Below are 13,708 nucleotides of genomic sequence, written 5' to 3'. Positions count from 1 at the left end.
CGTCAGACCACGTCGCGGATGACCGCGTCGGCCAGGAGGCGGCCACGCAGGGTGAGAACGAGACGACCACTCTCGTACGCCCCCGGGTCGAGCAGCCCGTTCGCCAGCGCTTGCTTGGCGCCCACCTGGTCGACGCGGTCGAGCGCGATGCCGTCGCGCAGCCGCACGCGCAACATCACGTCCTCGACGTGGCGGTCCTCGTCGCTGAGCAGTTCGCGGCCCTGACCCGGCGAAACACCTTCCAAGAGCCGTCCCGCGTACGCCGCCGGATGCTTGACGTTCCACCAGCGCACCCCGCCGACGTGGCTGTGCGCGCCCGGCCCGAGGCCCCACCAGTCGGCGCCGGTCCAGTAGAGCAGGTTGTGCCGGCAGCGGGCGTCCTCCGAGGTCGCCCAGTTCGACACCTCGTACCACCCGAAGCCGGCCCCGCTCAGCGCCGCCTCGGCCGCCAGGTAACGGTCGGCGGCGACGTCGTCGGACGGGAACGGGATCTCGCCGCGCCTCATGCGGGCGGCCATGCGGGTGCCGTCCTCGACGATCAGGGCGTACGCGCTGACGTGGTCGACACCGGCGCCGACCACCGCGCGCAGCGACTCGGCGAAGTCGTCGGCGGTCTCCCCCGGCGTGCCGTAGATCAGATCGAGGTTGACGTGGTCGAAACCGGCCTCGCGGGCCTCGGTGGCGGCCTGCGGCGCGCGGCCCGCGGTGTGTTTGCGATCGAGGATGCGCAGCACGGCCGGGGCGGCCGACTGCATGCCGAGCGAGATGCGGTTGAAGCCGTGCCGGCGGAGACGGCGTAAATAGGCGGGGTCGACCGACTCGGGATTCGCTTCGGTGGTGATCTCGGCGCCCGGGGCCAGGCCCCACGCGTCGTCGATGCCCTCGAGAATGCGACCGAGGTCGTCCGCGCCCAGCAGGGTCGGTGTGCCGCCCCCGAAGAACACCGTGTCGACTTTTTCCGGATTTATGCGTTGCTTGGCGAGCTTAAGCTCTTGTAGGACGGTGTCGGCGTACGTCTCGCGGCTGACACCGCCGCCGAGCTCGCTCGCCGTGTAGGTGTTGAAGTCGCAGTAACCGCAGCGGCTCGCGCAGAACGGCACATGCACGTAAACGGCAAATCCGTCTTTTCCGACGTGAGCCGTCGCCTGAGGGGGGAGGGACCCGTCGCTGGGAACGGGTTCACCTTCGGGGAGTGCGCCGGCCATCCGTCAAGTGTGCACGCATGCCGTGGCGCTAAGGTTCCGTGCCATGGCTCTGGTCCGTTCCGTCACCGACGCCGGGTTGACCACCCTGACCCTGGATTCCCCGGCGAACCGCAACGCCCTCTCCACCCCGCTCATGCGCGAGCTGCTCGACGCGCTCGGCGAGGCTCTGACCGACAACGACGTACGAGCTGTCGTGCTCTCGCACACCGGTCCGGTCTTCTGCTCGGGCGCCGACCTCAAGGAGACCGCCGAGGCCCGCGCGTCCGGCCGCGTCCCCGCCGAGATGATCGCCGACGTGCTCGCCGCGCTGTGGGAGTTCCCCAAGCCGATCGTCGCACGCGTCGCCGGCCCGGCCCGCGCCGGCGGTCTCGGCCTGATCGCGGCGGCCGACATCGCGGTCTGCACGCGCGAGGCCACGTTCGCCTTCTCCGAGGTGCGCCTCGGCGTCATCCCGGCCGTGATCAGCGCGACCGTGCTGCCCCGGCTGGCGCCCCGCGCGGCCGCCGAGCTCTATCTCACCGGCGACGTCTTCGACGGCGTGCGCGCGGCCGAGATCGGGCTCGTCACCGCGGCCGTGACCGCCGAGGAACTCGACGGCAAGGTCCGCGGCTACTGCGAGAGCCTCGTGCTGGGCGGACCGCTCGCGCTGGCCGGCACCAAACAACTGCTGCGGCGTACGCCCTCCGGCCCCATCCGCGCCGAGCTGGCCGAACTGTCGTCGCGTTCGGCCGGGTATTTCCGTTCCGCCGAGGGGCGCGAAGGAGTCGCCGCCTTCCGCGAGAAGCGGCCCGCCGCCTGGGTTCCCGCCGCACCGGCGACACGCGGGTGACCCGTCAGGGGTGACTTCGTTGTCTACTCTTGTCGACTGAACGAAGACTTGATGGGGGTGTGGGTGCGCAAGACACCGGTCGTGGCAGTCGCGATTGTCGCGCTTCTCGGTGCGCTGGGCGTGTTCGCCGTCATCAAGACCTTCTCCGGCGGCATCAAGCTGCCCCAGATCGGTCCGGAGTGCACGGTGCGGGCCGACGGCGAGGTGACGCTCGACTACGTGCAGATGGCCAACGCCGCCACGATCACGGCCGTGGGCCTGCGCAAGGGCATGCCCGAGCGAGCCGTGGTGATCGCGCTGGCCACCGCCTTCCAGGAGTCCAAGCTGGAGAACCTCGACAACGGCGACCGCGACTCGGTCGGGCTCTTCCAGCAGCGGCCCAGCCAGGGCTGGGGCACGTTCGAGCAGATCAAGGACCCGCGGTACGCGGCCGACAAGTTCTACTCCTCGCTCAAGAAGGTCAAGAACTACCAGCAGATGCGGGTCACCGACGCCGCCCAGCGTGTGCAGCGGTCGGCCTACCCCAATGCGTACGAGAAGTGGGCCGACGAATCCGCGGTGCTGGCGCGGGCGCTCACCGGCCGTGCGACCAGCGCGGTGGAGTGCAGCGTGAGCGGGGCCCCGGCGCTGCGCGGGGCAGCGGCGGCCGCGGCGCTTATGGAGGGTCTGCGGCTCGACTGGGGCAAGCGTCTGCCCGAGTCGGCGACGGTGAAACAGGCCGCCGGCCTCACGGTGCAGGTCAAAGACGCCAATTCGGGCTGGCGCTACGCGCATTGGCTGGTGGCGCACGCCTCGGCAACCGGTCTCGAACGGGTACGTTTCGGCGATCGCGAATGGCACGCCCCGGACGGCAAGTGGCAGGCGGTGACCGCGGACGGTGTACTCGGCGCCGGCCAGGTGATCGCCGAAGTCTTCGACTGACTTCGCCTTTCGGCTTCCCGCCGAAACTTTCGGCGCCGAAACGCGGTCGCAGACGGTAATGACGAGCGTTTTAGGTACGCAGTTGCGTTGCGTATAGGACGTCGTGGACAGACAGCAACCACCCTGGTACTAAGTAGGACGTGTCAAGGGCGATCGAATGGATACTCCTGGGTGCCGGCAGTTGCACGGCGATCATCGTTGGATTGCGATGGCACCGGCCCGCCCGCGTCTGTCCCTGGCTGCTGCTCGCCGGAGCGGTGGCCGCGCTCGCGGTCGGTGACGTCTTCTACGCCTTCCACGAGATGTCCGCGGCCACGGGCTTCTATCTCGCGATGTTCGTGCTGGTGGCGCTGGCCCTGCTGCGCCTGACCCAGGGCGGCTCGGTGCTCGTCGACCGCGCCCGCCTGATCGACCTGCTCGCCTTCGCCTGCGCCGCCCTGCTGGTCGTCTGGGTCTTCATCATCGCCGACAACGGACCCCTCGGCCGCATCTCGGCCTCCGACGTGATCGGCTCGCTGCTGCTCATCGCGGTGGCGCTGCGGCTCAACCTCGCGACCGGCCGCAACGTCTCAGCCATGCTGCTGCTGGCCGGCTCGGTCGGCCTGCTCGCCAGCGACATCCTCTTCCCGCTGTTCGAGTCCGAGGCCTCGGAATCCGGCTTCCGCGTCCTCTACGTCGCCTGGGGCCTGGCCGCGCTGCATCCGTCGATGGTGCGCCTGACCCAGCCGATGCCGCCGCGCGCACCGTCGTGGCGGGGTCACTGGGCCGCCCTGCTGGGCGTCTCGGTGGCGACCCCGCCGGTCGTCCTGCTGATCGAGGCACTGGACGGCACCGTCCGCGACGGCGTGCCGATCGCCATCGCGGGCGCGATCACCCTGACCCTGACAATCACCCGCCTGGCCGACTCGGTCACGCTCAGCGCCCAGGCCCTGGCCCGCGAGCGGGGTCTGCGCCACGCGACCGCCGAACTGGTCTCCGCGGCCGACATCCCGGCCGTCGACGAGGCGGTCCGCGCCGGGGTGGCGGCTCTGCTGCCGCCCGAGGCCGTCCGCCGGGTGGTCTTCGCGACCGACGACCGCCAGCTGGCCGCCCTGGAACTGCCACCGGCGGCCGCCGGCCCGCGGCCGCGCAGCTGGTGGGTGGAGGCTCCGATCACGATCGTCGCGGCCCCCTCGCCCGCAGTCCCCTCGCCCGCAGTCCCCTCGCCCGCAGTCCCCTCGCCCGCAGTCCCCTCGCCCGCTGCCACCGTCGCTGGTCGCTGGCTCAAGCGTCTCCGTTTCTGGCCCGGCGCCATCGGCTCGACCGGCTCCCGCGTTTCGGCCGGCGCCGTCGACGAGGAGGCGACGCTCGTCTGCCCGTTGTGGCTCGAACCTCTGGCTGTGGCCCGGCCGAGCGGGGGTGCCCTGGTGCTGACCGGGCACCGCGAGGCCCTGACCGCCGCTCACGACGCCCTCGAGGTCCTCGCCGGACAGGCCGCGCTCGCCCTCGACCGCATCAGCCTGGTCGAGGCCGTCGGCCGCCGCGACAGCGACCTCTATCTGCGCGCCGTCATCAGCAACACCGCCGACCTGATGCTCGTGCTCGACGAGGACCAGCGCATCCGCTACGCCAGCCCCGCCCTGCACGACCTCATGGGCGACGACCAGCTCTCCCCGCTGGCCACCCTGGAAGACCTGGTCCACCCGGACGACCGCGGCCAGATCCGCCGGGCGTTCGCCGCCGGGGGCGACGGCACGATGTTCTGCGCCCTGCGCCGCCCCGACCACAGCCAGACCCTGGTCGAGGCCACCTATCGTGACCTTCGCGAAGATCGTCTGGTGCAGGGCTTCGTCGTGACGATGCACAACGTCACCGACGCCCAGGAGGCGATCGACCGCCGGCCACGCAGGGACAACCTCGACGAGCTCCCCGCCTGGATCAACCGGCGCAGCGCCCAGCACAAGTTCCGTTACTGACCCGCGCTATTCGTCGTCCGGTTCCTTGTCCGGCCGGCGGAACGCGCCGTGCCACTCGAACAGGGCCAGCTCGCGGGCGACCCTCTCGTCCTGCTCGGGCGCGCCGGCCAGCACCTGGTGGGCGATCACCTGAAAGCCGCCCCACACGATGACCCGCGCTGCTGTGGCCGGGTCGAGACCGGCGGCGGTACGACCGGCCTTCTGCTCGGCGAGCAGCCACTCCTCGCCCTGCTCGACGAAGCGTCGCAGCTCGCCGTCCCAGACGTCGCGCGCCACCGGGTCGTACGCGGTCACCTCGAGCACCGCGGCCAGCAGGTGCCGCCGCTGCCGGTAGTAGGCCATGTCGCGCACCATGGCGGCGGTCATGCCCGCGAGCCCTTCGGTGGGCGGCCCTTCCCTGATCAGGTCGAGCGCCCCGGCAGCGAGGGTGTCGATCAGGCGCAGCAGCAGCTCGGTCTTGTCGCGGAAGTGCAGATACATCGTCGATCGGGCGACGCCCGCCTCGGCGGCGAGCCGCTGCATGCTCAGCTCGGTGAAGCTCGCGCCCTCGGCCAGCAGCCGTTCGGTCGCCTCGATGATCTTGGCGTCGACGTCGGCCCGGCGTTTCGCTCCGGCCGCAAGCCGGCGAGTGACAGAAGGCATGGCGGAATTTTAGACGGCTGCCCTACGCTTATTCGGACAGACTGTCCGAGTAAGTGTCTGATTTGAAGGAAGCCCCTCATGAACTTCGTTCTCGTGCCCGGCGCATGGCACCTGCCGTCGACCTACGACCTGTTGCGCGGTGAGCTCGATGCGCTCGGCCACCCGAGCCTCGCGGTGAAGTTGCCGACCACCGGCCCCGACCCGCGCGGCGGCCTGCGCGAGGACGCGGCGGCGGTCCGCGCAGCCATCGAGGCGGTGGACGGGCCGGCCGTCGTGCTGGGCCACTCCTACGGCGGCATCCCGGTCACCGAGGGCGCGGCCGGCCTGCCGAACGTGCGGCACCTGGTCTATCTGGCCGCCTACGTTCCCGACGTCGACGAGTCGATGTTCTCGATCCACGGCATGCCGGACCCGGAGTCGGCCGAGGGCCTGTTCCCGATCGGTGACGATCCGCGCGCCCAGCTCTACGCCGACGTTCCCGCCCCGATCGGCGAGCTGGCCGTCAGCCGCCTGGTCGACCAGCGTGTGCAGCCGTGGGCCGACCGCACCACGGCAGCCGCATGGCACGACGTGCCATCGACCTACATCGTGACCACAGAGGACGCGAAATTCCCGGTCGACCTGCAGGAGCGGCTGGCCACCCGGGCCAAGGACGTACGCCGCATGGCCACCAGCCACTCACCCTTCCTGTCCCGCCCGGCCGAGCTGGCCGCGATCCTCGACGAGATCGCCCGCGGGTAGAAGCCCGGCGCCTCCGAGGAACATTGATGTCGCCGAACGCGCGCCGCTGACCCGAAACCGCTGATTTCCCGCCGCGCACGAACGAAGCGCCGGACCGCATCGGTCCGGCGCTTCGTCGTCGTTCAGTTATCGGGTGATGCGACGACGGCTGCCGTAGCCGGCCACCAGAGCCACACCGATGGCGGCCAGGACGATCTGGAACAGGAACTCGATCCAGTCGAAGCCCTTGGTGTCGGCAACACCGGTCGCGCGGGCCAGGACCGTGCCCAGCAGCGCGGCCACGACACCGATGACCAGGGTCAGCCAGATCGGGATGTTCTGCTTGCCGGGTACGACCAGGCGGCCCAGGGCGCCGATGATGAGACCGACGATGATCGCGGTGATGATGCCGGTAACCGTCATTGGGGGTTCCTCCTCGGGGGTGGAGCATGTGTTGCGTCCGTCGAGCCCCAGAGTTCCCGAGGGTCCAGAAACCCAAACCGCTTTATTTTTTGTTTGCTCCCTTAGGGTCCGGAGCGTCAGAGGTGGACAGGGCGGCGATGAACGCCTCCTGCGGCACCTCGACCCGGCCGACCATCTTCATCCGCTTCTTGCCTTCCTTCTGCTTCTCGAGCAGCTTGCGCTTACGGCTGATGTCACCGCCGTAGCACTTGGCGAGCACGTCCTTGCGGATCGCGCGGATGGTCTCGCGGGCGATAATCCGGCTACCGATGGCCGCCTGGATCGGCACCTCGAACTGCTGCCGAGGAATCAGCTTCTGCAGCTTCGAGGCCATCGTGACCCCGTACGCATAGGCCTTGTCCTTGTGCACGATGGCGCTGAACGCGTCGACGGGCTCGCCGTGCAACAGGATGTCGACCTTGACGAGGTCGGCCACCTGCTCGCCGGAGGTCTCGTAGTCGAGCGACGCGTAGCCCTTCGTCTTGCTCTTGAGCTGGTCGAAGAAGTCGAAGATGATCTCGGCGAGGGGCAGCGTGTAGCGCAGCTCGACGCGCTCGGCCGAGAGGTATTCCATGCCGAGCAGCATGCCGCGGCGGCTCTGGCAGAGCTCCATGACGGCGCCGACGTATTCGTTCGGCACCAGCACGGTCGCGCGTACGACCGGCTCGTGGATCTCGGCGATCTTGCCGTTGGGGAACTCGCTCGGGTTGGTGACGACGCGTTCCTCGCCGTCCTCGGTGTAAACGCTGTAGACCACGTTGGGCGCGGTCGAGATCAGGTCGAGGTTGAACTCGCGCTCCAGCCGCTCACCGATGATCTCGAGGTGGAGCAGGCCCAGATAGCCGACGCGGAAGCCGAAGCCGAGCGCCGCCGACGTTTCGGGCTCGTAGACGAGCGCGGCGTCGTTGAGCTTGAGCTTGTCGAGCGCGTCGCGCAGCGCCGGGTAGTCGGAGCCGTCGATCGGGTAGAGACCGGAGTAGACCATCGGCTTCGGATCTTTGTAGCCGCCGAGCGCCTCTTTGGCGGGCCGGACGTTGCCGGTGACCGTGTCGCCGACGCGGGACTGGCGAACGTCCTTCACACCGGTGATCAGGTAGCCGACCTCGCCGACGCCGAGCGCGCCGGCCTTTTCCATCTCGGGCGAGACGACACCGATCTCGAGCAGCTCGTGCACGGCGCCGGTCGACATCATCTTGATGCGGTCGCGCGCCTCGATGCGGCCGTCGATGACCCTGACGTACGTCACCACGCCGCGGTAGACGTCGTAGACGGAGTCGAAGATCATCGCGCGGGCCGGGGCGGCGGCGTCACCGACCGGCGGCTTGAACTGCCGCACGATCTCGTCGAGCAGGTGGTCGACGCCCACGCCGGTCTTGCCGGACACCCGCAGCACGTCGCCCGGCTCGCAGCCGATCAGCTTCGCGAGCTCCTCGGCGTACTTCTCGGGCTGCGCGGCCGGCAGGTCGATCTTGTTGAGCACCGGGACGATGTGCAGGTCGTTCTCCATCGCCAGGTACAGGTTGGCGAGGGTCTGCGCCTCGATGCCCTGCGCGGCGTCGACCAGCAGGACCGCGCCCTCACAGGCGGCCAGGCTCCGCGACACCTCGTACGTGAAGTCGACGTGGCCCGGGGTGTCGATCATGTTGAGGACCGCGGTCTCACCCTTTTGATCGCCCTCGCGCACCGTCCAGGGCATGCGGACGGCCTGCGACTTGATGGTGATGCCGCGTTCGCGTTCGATGTCCATGCGGTCGAGGTATTGCGCACGCATCTGACGCGGGTCGACCACCCCGGTGATCTGCAGCATGCGGTCAGCCAGCGTCGACTTGCCGTGGTCGATGTGGGCGATGATGCAGAAGTTGCGGATGCGAGCGGGATCGGTCGCACCGATCACGTTCACGCCGGGGTCGAGCGGTCCAGGCACGGTCTTCCGTTCTTTAGCGATCTGCGAGAGGCCGGCGAGCCCGCCGGTGAGTTCTATCGTCCCACGCCCGCGCGGACGGCCCACTCACACCCGCTCAAGCAGCCCGCCCACCCCTCCGCGCTCCCGCCCCGTCACACCCGTTCCAGCGGCGCATGAGGCTCCGGTGGCAGCTCGGCGGTGATCACGTCGCCGGGCCGGACCACGCCGCCTCGCAGGACGACCGCCATGACCCCACCCTTGCGCACGACGTCACCGTTCTCGTCCTGCCCGATCACTTCCTTGAGCAGCCCCGGCCGGAACCCGTTGATCTGCGCACACGGGTTCCGAAGCCCCGCCACCACCAGCGCGGCCCGCGAATCCACTCCCCGTGCCCGCTCAGCGGCAGCCTCCCGCCCCGCCGCGGCCCGCACCGCCCGCGCAGCCCGAGCCGTGCTCTCGTCCAGCGTCGCCGCCTCAGCCGCCCGCAGCACCCCCGCGAGCGCGTCGTCGGACCCAGGATCGTCCGGCACGGGCTCGGCGGCCGGGCCGAACCGCAGGATCGTGCCCACCGGCAGGCCCAGCAGGTCGAGCCCGCGGGTCGTCACGTTCTCACCCAGGTTGCCCGGCCGCACCTCGTAGCCCTTGGCCGCCACCTCGGCGAACAGCTCCTCGTGGATCAGGTGCACCTGCCGCAGGTTGGGCTGCGTCGGGTCAGCCCGCACCCGGCCCTGATGCCGCACGTGCACCCCCGCGTGCGAGTCGCCCTCGACCCCGAGCCCCGCCACCAGGACGATCTCGTCGCGCACCGGCTTGGTGAACGAGTAGACGTCGTTGCGGCTGACCGAGGCCACGGCCCCACGCACAGGTTCCATGCGTCGCAGTCTCGCCGAACCCGGCCACCTTGCTCGACCCGGTTTCCCACGAGGCGGCCGCCAGCCCGCGGTGAAGCGGTTGTCAGCCGCGGTGAAGCGGTTGTCAGCCCGCGGTGAAACGGCCGTCAGTCGGGCGGGGCCAGGAACAGCGCGGACAGCTTCGGCAGGCGGCGCTGCATCTCCTCCTCGTTGTCGAAATCCCACAGGTCGGCGGAGTCGGGCCGGGTCACCGGCCGGTCGGCCGCCGGGAGCTCTTCGCCGGTGGCCTGGGTGTAGGCCTCGGCCGCGATGGACAGCACCTCTTCGGCCTCGAAGACCGTGCCGGTGTCGGCCGCCGCTTGCACCACGGCGACGTCGGCCAGCGCGTCGGGCGATTTGACCGAGCGGGCCACAGCATCGCGCCCGTGCGCGATCAGCCAGCCCCGGAAGCTATCGAAGCCCTCGTCGGAGCAGCCCCCGTTGATCAGATAGGCCGCCGCCCACAGATCTTGCGTGCCCGAGGCGACCATGACCTTGTCGAGATGGCGACCCCAGGCCACGATCTCCTCAGGATCGCGGGTGGCGAGGTCGGCCACGGCGCGTTTGGCCACATCGGCGGGCGAAGCGGGCCGATCGGCGGTCGCGCGGCTGATGACCGCCCAGAAGTCGTCGGTTCTCATGGAGACGATCCTGCCAGTGGGGTACGACAAACTTCGGCAGGGCAGGATGGAACCGTGCGAACCGTTTCGCTCCCCGACGTGCAATACGGCTCCACCGCCGTACGCCCGGAATGGTCGGATCTGCCGGAAAACCTCCGCGAGGCGATCTCCGCCCGCCTCGGCGCGCCGGTCGTCGGCGCACGCAGCGCCGGGGGTGGCTTCACCAGGGCTTTCGCCGCGGTCCTGACGACCTCGGCGGGCCTGACCGCCTTCGTGAAGGCCGCACCCTTGCAAGATCCAACCTCCGACTGGTACGCCCGTGAGGCGTCGATCACGTCGCTGTTGCCCCGCGACGTGGCCGCACCCCGGCCGCTCTGGACGATGGTCGAATCGGACCATTTCGTGCTGTGCCTCGAGCCGGTGCGGGGCCACGTGCCGGCCCTCCCGTGGTCGCCTCCCGAGCTGGACGCCGCTCTGTCGGCCTGGTCGGCTGCGGCAGCGTCGCTAACCACCCCGCGCCGTGAACTGCTCGAAGTCGGCGTGCCGGCGCTGCCCGACATCCTGCGCCGCGAGATGTCCTGGTGGTCCCAGATCGCCGCGGGCCGCGAGCCGATGCCCCGCACGGCACACGGCACCGTGGCACCGGCCCGGTTGACCCATCTGGCCCGGCTCGAACAGGCAGCGCCCGGCCTGGTTGCGGGCAGCGCCCTCATGCACGGCGACCTGCGCGTCGACAACGTGCTCATCGACCGCTCCGGCCGTGCCCACCTGTGCGACTGGACCTGGCCGTGCCTGGGCGCCCCCTGGTTCGACACGGTCACGCTGCTGGTCACCGCGTTCGCCAGCGGGCTCGACGCCGACGCGTACCTCTCCGACTGGAACGCCCCGCCCGAGGGCGTCGACGGCGCGCTGGCCGCCCTGGCCGGATATTGGCTGGTGCGGGCCGACGACGGGCCGAGCAGCGCCTCCCCTCACAGCCGCCAGCACCAGCGCTTCAGCGGCGAGCAGGCGCTGGCCTGGCTGGCCGATCGCCGGGGCTGGTAGCGGGGCCGCGAAGCCGTGACCAGGGACCACCGTTTTGGTGGCTCACTCGGGTGCTGGTAATCTGATTCATCGCGTGTGGTGACGCGCCCTTGTTCGCTGTTCTCAGCTCTCGCTGTGAAAAGTTGACAGAGGCGACCAACCCGCTGAGACCATTTCCGAACACCTAGTCAGGACAAGGCTGTCGCGTGGCGAACATCAAGTCCCAGATCAAGCGCAACCGGCAGAACGAGAAGGCCCGGCTGCGCAACAAGTCGGTCAAGTCGTCGCTGAAGACCGTGATCCGCAAGCTCAACGAGGCGAGCGAGGCCGGCGACAGCCAGACCGCCACCACGCTGCTGCGTGACGCCTCTCGTCAGCTCGACAAGGCCGTCAGCAAGGGCGTCATCCACAAGAACCAGGCGGCGAACCGCAAGTCGGCCATCGCCAAGCGCATCGCGTCGCTGTCCGCCTGATCTCATTCTGTCGGTCACGCCCCGCGTGACTGCCGGGATCGCCGACGCTCCCGCTCAGCGAGGAGCGGGCGATCCGTCGACCACACTCCGGGCATCGTCGGACCTCGAGTCCGAAGCGGTGCCCGGAGTCGTTTGCGTATCCGGGCTCCAGTCGTCCGGTGATGCGCGCTGACTGGTGACGTTCACCATCGGTGATCAAACCAACTCGGACCGATCACCGTCGGCGTCCGCCGCCCCTCGGTTCGGGCCTGCTCCTGCCCGGCGAATTCGCGGTGGACGCCCTCAAAGCCCTGGACGTGCAACGCGCCCTGGACGCCCTCAACGCCCTTGCTCGAGCTGACGCCCAAACGCACTACCGATGCCGCCAAACTGATGGAGTGGGCCTCGTCTGCGCGGGCGCGTGGTGGGCGGCGGCGCTGGCGGTCCATCCGCCCCCGTACCGCCCAGCCGCCCGCGCCGCCACGTCGATCCGCCCCGCTGACGGGCATAACGCCAGTTCGCGGAGGCGTTCGGGTCCGGCCCGGTCTCGGGCCGGTGGGCTCACTCGTAGCGGCGGGTCGCTGACTGACGGATCCACTGTTGCTGGGCGTCGGCGTGCTCGGCCCAGGGACGCTTGACCGGAACGCCTCGCACGCCGTCGACCACGGCGGGCAGGCGAGTGGTCACGTCTTCGCCCGGACGAGTCAGGGGCCAGCCGGCTGCGGCGGCCTCGTGCGCCATTCCGGCGGGACGCAGCGGTGACAGCGCCGCCGCGCCGGCCGAGCGAGCCACGGCGCCCAGCCCTGAACTTTGCGGCACGCCCGCGGGCACCGGCGGAGTGAGCGAGCCGGCGATCGCGTCGTTGAGCTTGACCATGATGGCGACCGTGGCGGGCAGCACCAGCACGCCCCACCAGCTCACCAGCTCAGCCAGGGCCAGCAGGATGCCGAGCGCGACTGCGCCCTCGAGGAAGACGAAGCAGAGGAACCCGCTGGGCGTCAGGAACCTGAGGCGCAGCGCGCGGGCGTAGAGCGGGCGATGCCCGACGAACGCGGCCGCCTCGGGGTTCGCCGCCCGGCTCATCGTGCCCCGCCCGAGCGACGGGCCGTGGCCACGGCGAAGACGGCCTGTTCCAGCGCGTAGCCGCGGTCTTCCGCGCCGCCCTTGACCGCGGCGTTGCACACGGCGGCCGCCCGCATCGCGTCGACCAGGCCCTCGGGGGTCCAGCCGCGGCTGCGCTCCTGGGCACGTTGGATCTTCCAGGCGGGCATGCCGAGCGAACTGGCCAACTGATACGGATTTCCGCGCCCGGCCGAGGCGACCTTGGCCACCGTGCGCACGCCGTCGGCGATCGCGTCGGCGATCGGCACCGGGTCGACGCCCACGTGCAGCGCCCAGCGCAGGGCTTCGAGGGCGGCCGGCACGTCGCCGATCATCACCGCGTCGGCCACCGTGAAGCCGCTGACCTCGGCCCGGCCCTTGTAGTAGCGAGCGACGACCGCCTCGGTGATCTTGCCGTCGGTGTCGGCCAGGAGCTGGGAGCAGGCCGCCGCGATCTCTCGCAGGTCGTTGCCGACCGACGCGAGCAGCGCGGACGCGGACGCCTCGTCACATTTGCCGCCGTTGCGCCGGAACTCGTCGCGCACGAAGGCGATCCGCTCGCGGTCGCCCTTCAGCTTCGCGGCCGGCACGACCGTGGCCCCGGCTGCCCGCAGCCCGTCGGCCAGAGCCTTGCCCTTGGCCCCGCCGAGGTGGGTGACGATCAGCGTGACGTCGGGGTCGGGGTTTTTCGCGTACGCCACCAGGGCCGTGATGAGGTCTTTCTTGGCATCTTGACCGCTACGGATCACGAGAACGCGCCGGCCGCCGAACAGTGACGGGCTCAGCATCTCGGCGACCTCACCGGCCGCCAGGGCGCCACCCTCGTATTCGCGGATGTCGGCGCCGGGCTCCGCGGCCCGCGCCGCCTCGACCGCGGCGGCAACCGCGCGGGAGGCGAGCAGCTCCTCATCACCTTGGACGAGCAGCAACATGTCGGGGGGCGCGGTGTTCACGCTCAATATCGTTGCACGAAGGGCTGACGTTT

General features: G+C 70.2%; 14 protein-coding genes. 6 read left to right on the top strand and 8 right to left on the bottom strand.

Annotated elements, in window-relative coordinates; all coding sequences use genetic code 11:
- Positions 1-2: 2 nt before the first annotated feature.
- Positions 3-1,205 (bottom strand): radical SAM family heme chaperone HemW, encoded by a 1,203-nt coding sequence (gene hemW, locus EER30_RS34355; protein ID WP_127504853.1) that lies wholly within the window; start codon positions 1,203-1,205, stop codon positions 3-5.
- Positions 1,206-1,248: 43 nt separating this feature from the next.
- Here hemW and EER30_RS34350 point away from each other — a divergent pair, with 43 nt between their 5' ends.
- The 3 genes from EER30_RS34350 (at position 1,249) to EER30_RS34340 (ending at position 4,910) form a co-directional block, all read left to right on the top strand.
- Entirely contained in the window at positions 1,249-2,034 is a 786-nt protein-coding gene (locus EER30_RS34350) for an enoyl-CoA hydratase-related protein (protein WP_127504851.1), read from the top strand.
- A gap of 57 nt (positions 2,035-2,091) precedes the next feature.
- Positions 2,092-2,955 (top strand): hypothetical protein, encoded by an 864-nt coding sequence (locus tag EER30_RS34345; protein ID WP_127505102.1) that lies wholly within the window; start codon positions 2,092-2,094, stop codon positions 2,953-2,955.
- Positions 2,956-3,095: 140 nt separating this feature from the next.
- Complete coding sequence (locus tag EER30_RS34340; RefSeq protein ID WP_240670474.1) at positions 3,096-4,910, top strand: PAS domain-containing protein; 1,815 nt, start codon at positions 3,096-3,098, stop codon at positions 4,908-4,910.
- Between the two features lie 6 nt (positions 4,911-4,916).
- Here EER30_RS34340 and EER30_RS34335 read toward each other — a convergent pair whose 3' ends face one another.
- Positions 4,917-5,552, bottom strand: coding sequence for a TetR/AcrR family transcriptional regulator (locus tag EER30_RS34335; RefSeq protein WP_127504849.1), 636 nt, complete (start codon positions 5,550-5,552; stop codon positions 4,917-4,919).
- Positions 5,553-5,630: 78 nt separating this feature from the next.
- On the opposite strand from EER30_RS34335, the gene EER30_RS34330 reads away from it, so the two are divergent.
- Positions 5,631-6,293 (top strand): alpha/beta hydrolase, encoded by a 663-nt coding sequence (locus tag EER30_RS34330; protein ID WP_127504847.1) that lies wholly within the window; start codon positions 5,631-5,633, stop codon positions 6,291-6,293.
- Between the two features lie 126 nt (positions 6,294-6,419).
- On the opposite strand, the gene EER30_RS34325 is transcribed toward EER30_RS34330, so the two are convergent.
- The 4 genes from EER30_RS34325 to EER30_RS34310 all read right to left on the bottom strand — a co-directional run bounded on the left by EER30_RS34325 (position 6,420) and on the right by EER30_RS34310 (position 10,168).
- Positions 6,420-6,695 (bottom strand): GlsB/YeaQ/YmgE family stress response membrane protein, encoded by a 276-nt coding sequence (locus EER30_RS34325; protein ID WP_127504845.1) that lies wholly within the window; start codon positions 6,693-6,695, stop codon positions 6,420-6,422.
- 82 nt (positions 6,696-6,777) lie between these two features.
- Positions 6,778-8,658, bottom strand: a complete 1,881-nt coding sequence (gene lepA, locus EER30_RS34320) for a translation elongation factor 4 (RefSeq protein ID WP_127504843.1) — start codon at positions 8,656-8,658, stop codon at positions 6,778-6,780.
- A gap of 131 nt (positions 8,659-8,789) precedes the next feature.
- Positions 8,790-9,509, bottom strand: a complete 720-nt coding sequence (locus EER30_RS34315) for an MOSC domain-containing protein (protein WP_127504841.1) — start codon at positions 9,507-9,509, stop codon at positions 8,790-8,792.
- A 125-nt stretch (positions 9,510-9,634) separates the two neighbouring features.
- Positions 9,635-10,168, bottom strand: coding sequence for a DUF4240 domain-containing protein (locus EER30_RS34310; protein ID WP_127504839.1), 534 nt, complete (start codon positions 10,166-10,168; stop codon positions 9,635-9,637).
- 54 nt (positions 10,169-10,222) lie between these two features.
- Here EER30_RS34310 and EER30_RS34305 point away from each other — a divergent pair, with 54 nt between their 5' ends.
- Both EER30_RS34305 and rpsT read left to right on the top strand, forming a co-directional pair.
- Positions 10,223-11,191 (top strand): phosphotransferase, encoded by a 969-nt coding sequence (locus tag EER30_RS34305; protein ID WP_127504836.1) that lies wholly within the window; start codon positions 10,223-10,225, stop codon positions 11,189-11,191.
- A gap of 185 nt (positions 11,192-11,376) precedes the next feature.
- Positions 11,377-11,643 (top strand): 30S ribosomal protein S20, encoded by a 267-nt coding sequence (gene rpsT, locus EER30_RS34300; protein ID WP_127504834.1) that lies wholly within the window; start codon positions 11,377-11,379, stop codon positions 11,641-11,643.
- Positions 11,644-12,183: 540 nt separating this feature from the next.
- On the opposite strand, the gene EER30_RS48985 is transcribed toward rpsT, so the two are convergent.
- Together EER30_RS48985 and holA are read right to left on the bottom strand one after the other, a co-directional pair.
- Complete coding sequence (locus tag EER30_RS48985) at positions 12,184-12,705, bottom strand: hypothetical protein (protein ID WP_240670473.1); 522 nt, start codon at positions 12,703-12,705, stop codon at positions 12,184-12,186.
- Positions 12,702-13,655, bottom strand: a complete 954-nt coding sequence (gene holA, locus EER30_RS34290) for a DNA polymerase III subunit delta (protein ID WP_127505098.1) — start codon at positions 13,653-13,655, stop codon at positions 12,702-12,704. The genes EER30_RS48985 and holA overlap by 4 nt, the downstream gene beginning before the upstream one ends.
- Positions 13,656-13,708: the final 53 nt, after the last annotated feature.

The organism is Actinoplanes solisilvae (genome assembly GCF_003999975.1).
Lineage (GTDB): Bacteria > Actinomycetota > Actinomycetes > Mycobacteriales > Micromonosporaceae > Actinoplanes > Actinoplanes solisilvae.
Note: the sequence above shows the minus strand (reverse complement) of the source record. Positions and strands in the feature narration are given on the sequence as shown.

Bases quoted from the DNA above. Each gene is read 5' to 3' on its own strand.
- hemW (WP_127504853.1), bottom strand. From the start codon at position 1,205: ATGGCCGGCGCACTCCCCGAAGGTGAACCCGTTCCCAGCGACGGGTCC.
- EER30_RS34350 (WP_127504851.1), top strand. From the start codon at position 1,249: ATGGCTCTGGTCCGTTCCGTCACCGACGCCGGGTTGACCACCCTGACC.
- EER30_RS34335 (WP_127504849.1), bottom strand. From the start codon at position 5,552: ATGCCTTCTGTCACTCGCCGGCTTGCGGCCGGAGCGAAACGCCGGGCC.
- EER30_RS34330 (WP_127504847.1), top strand. From the start codon at position 5,631: ATGAACTTCGTTCTCGTGCCCGGCGCATGGCACCTGCCGTCGACCTAC.
- EER30_RS34325 (WP_127504845.1), bottom strand. From the start codon at position 6,695: ATGACGGTTACCGGCATCATCACCGCGATCATCGTCGGTCTCATCATC.
- EER30_RS34315 (WP_127504841.1), bottom strand. From the start codon at position 9,509: ATGGAACCTGTGCGTGGGGCCGTGGCCTCGGTCAGCCGCAACGACGTC.
- EER30_RS34310 (WP_127504839.1), bottom strand. From the start codon at position 10,168: ATGAGAACCGACGACTTCTGGGCGGTCATCAGCCGCGCGACCGCCGAT.
- EER30_RS48985 (WP_240670473.1), bottom strand. From the start codon at position 12,705: ATGAGCCGGGCGGCGAACCCCGAGGCGGCCGCGTTCGTCGGGCATCGC.
- holA (WP_127505098.1), bottom strand. From the start codon at position 13,655: ATGTTGCTGCTCGTCCAAGGTGATGAGGAGCTGCTCGCCTCCCGCGCG.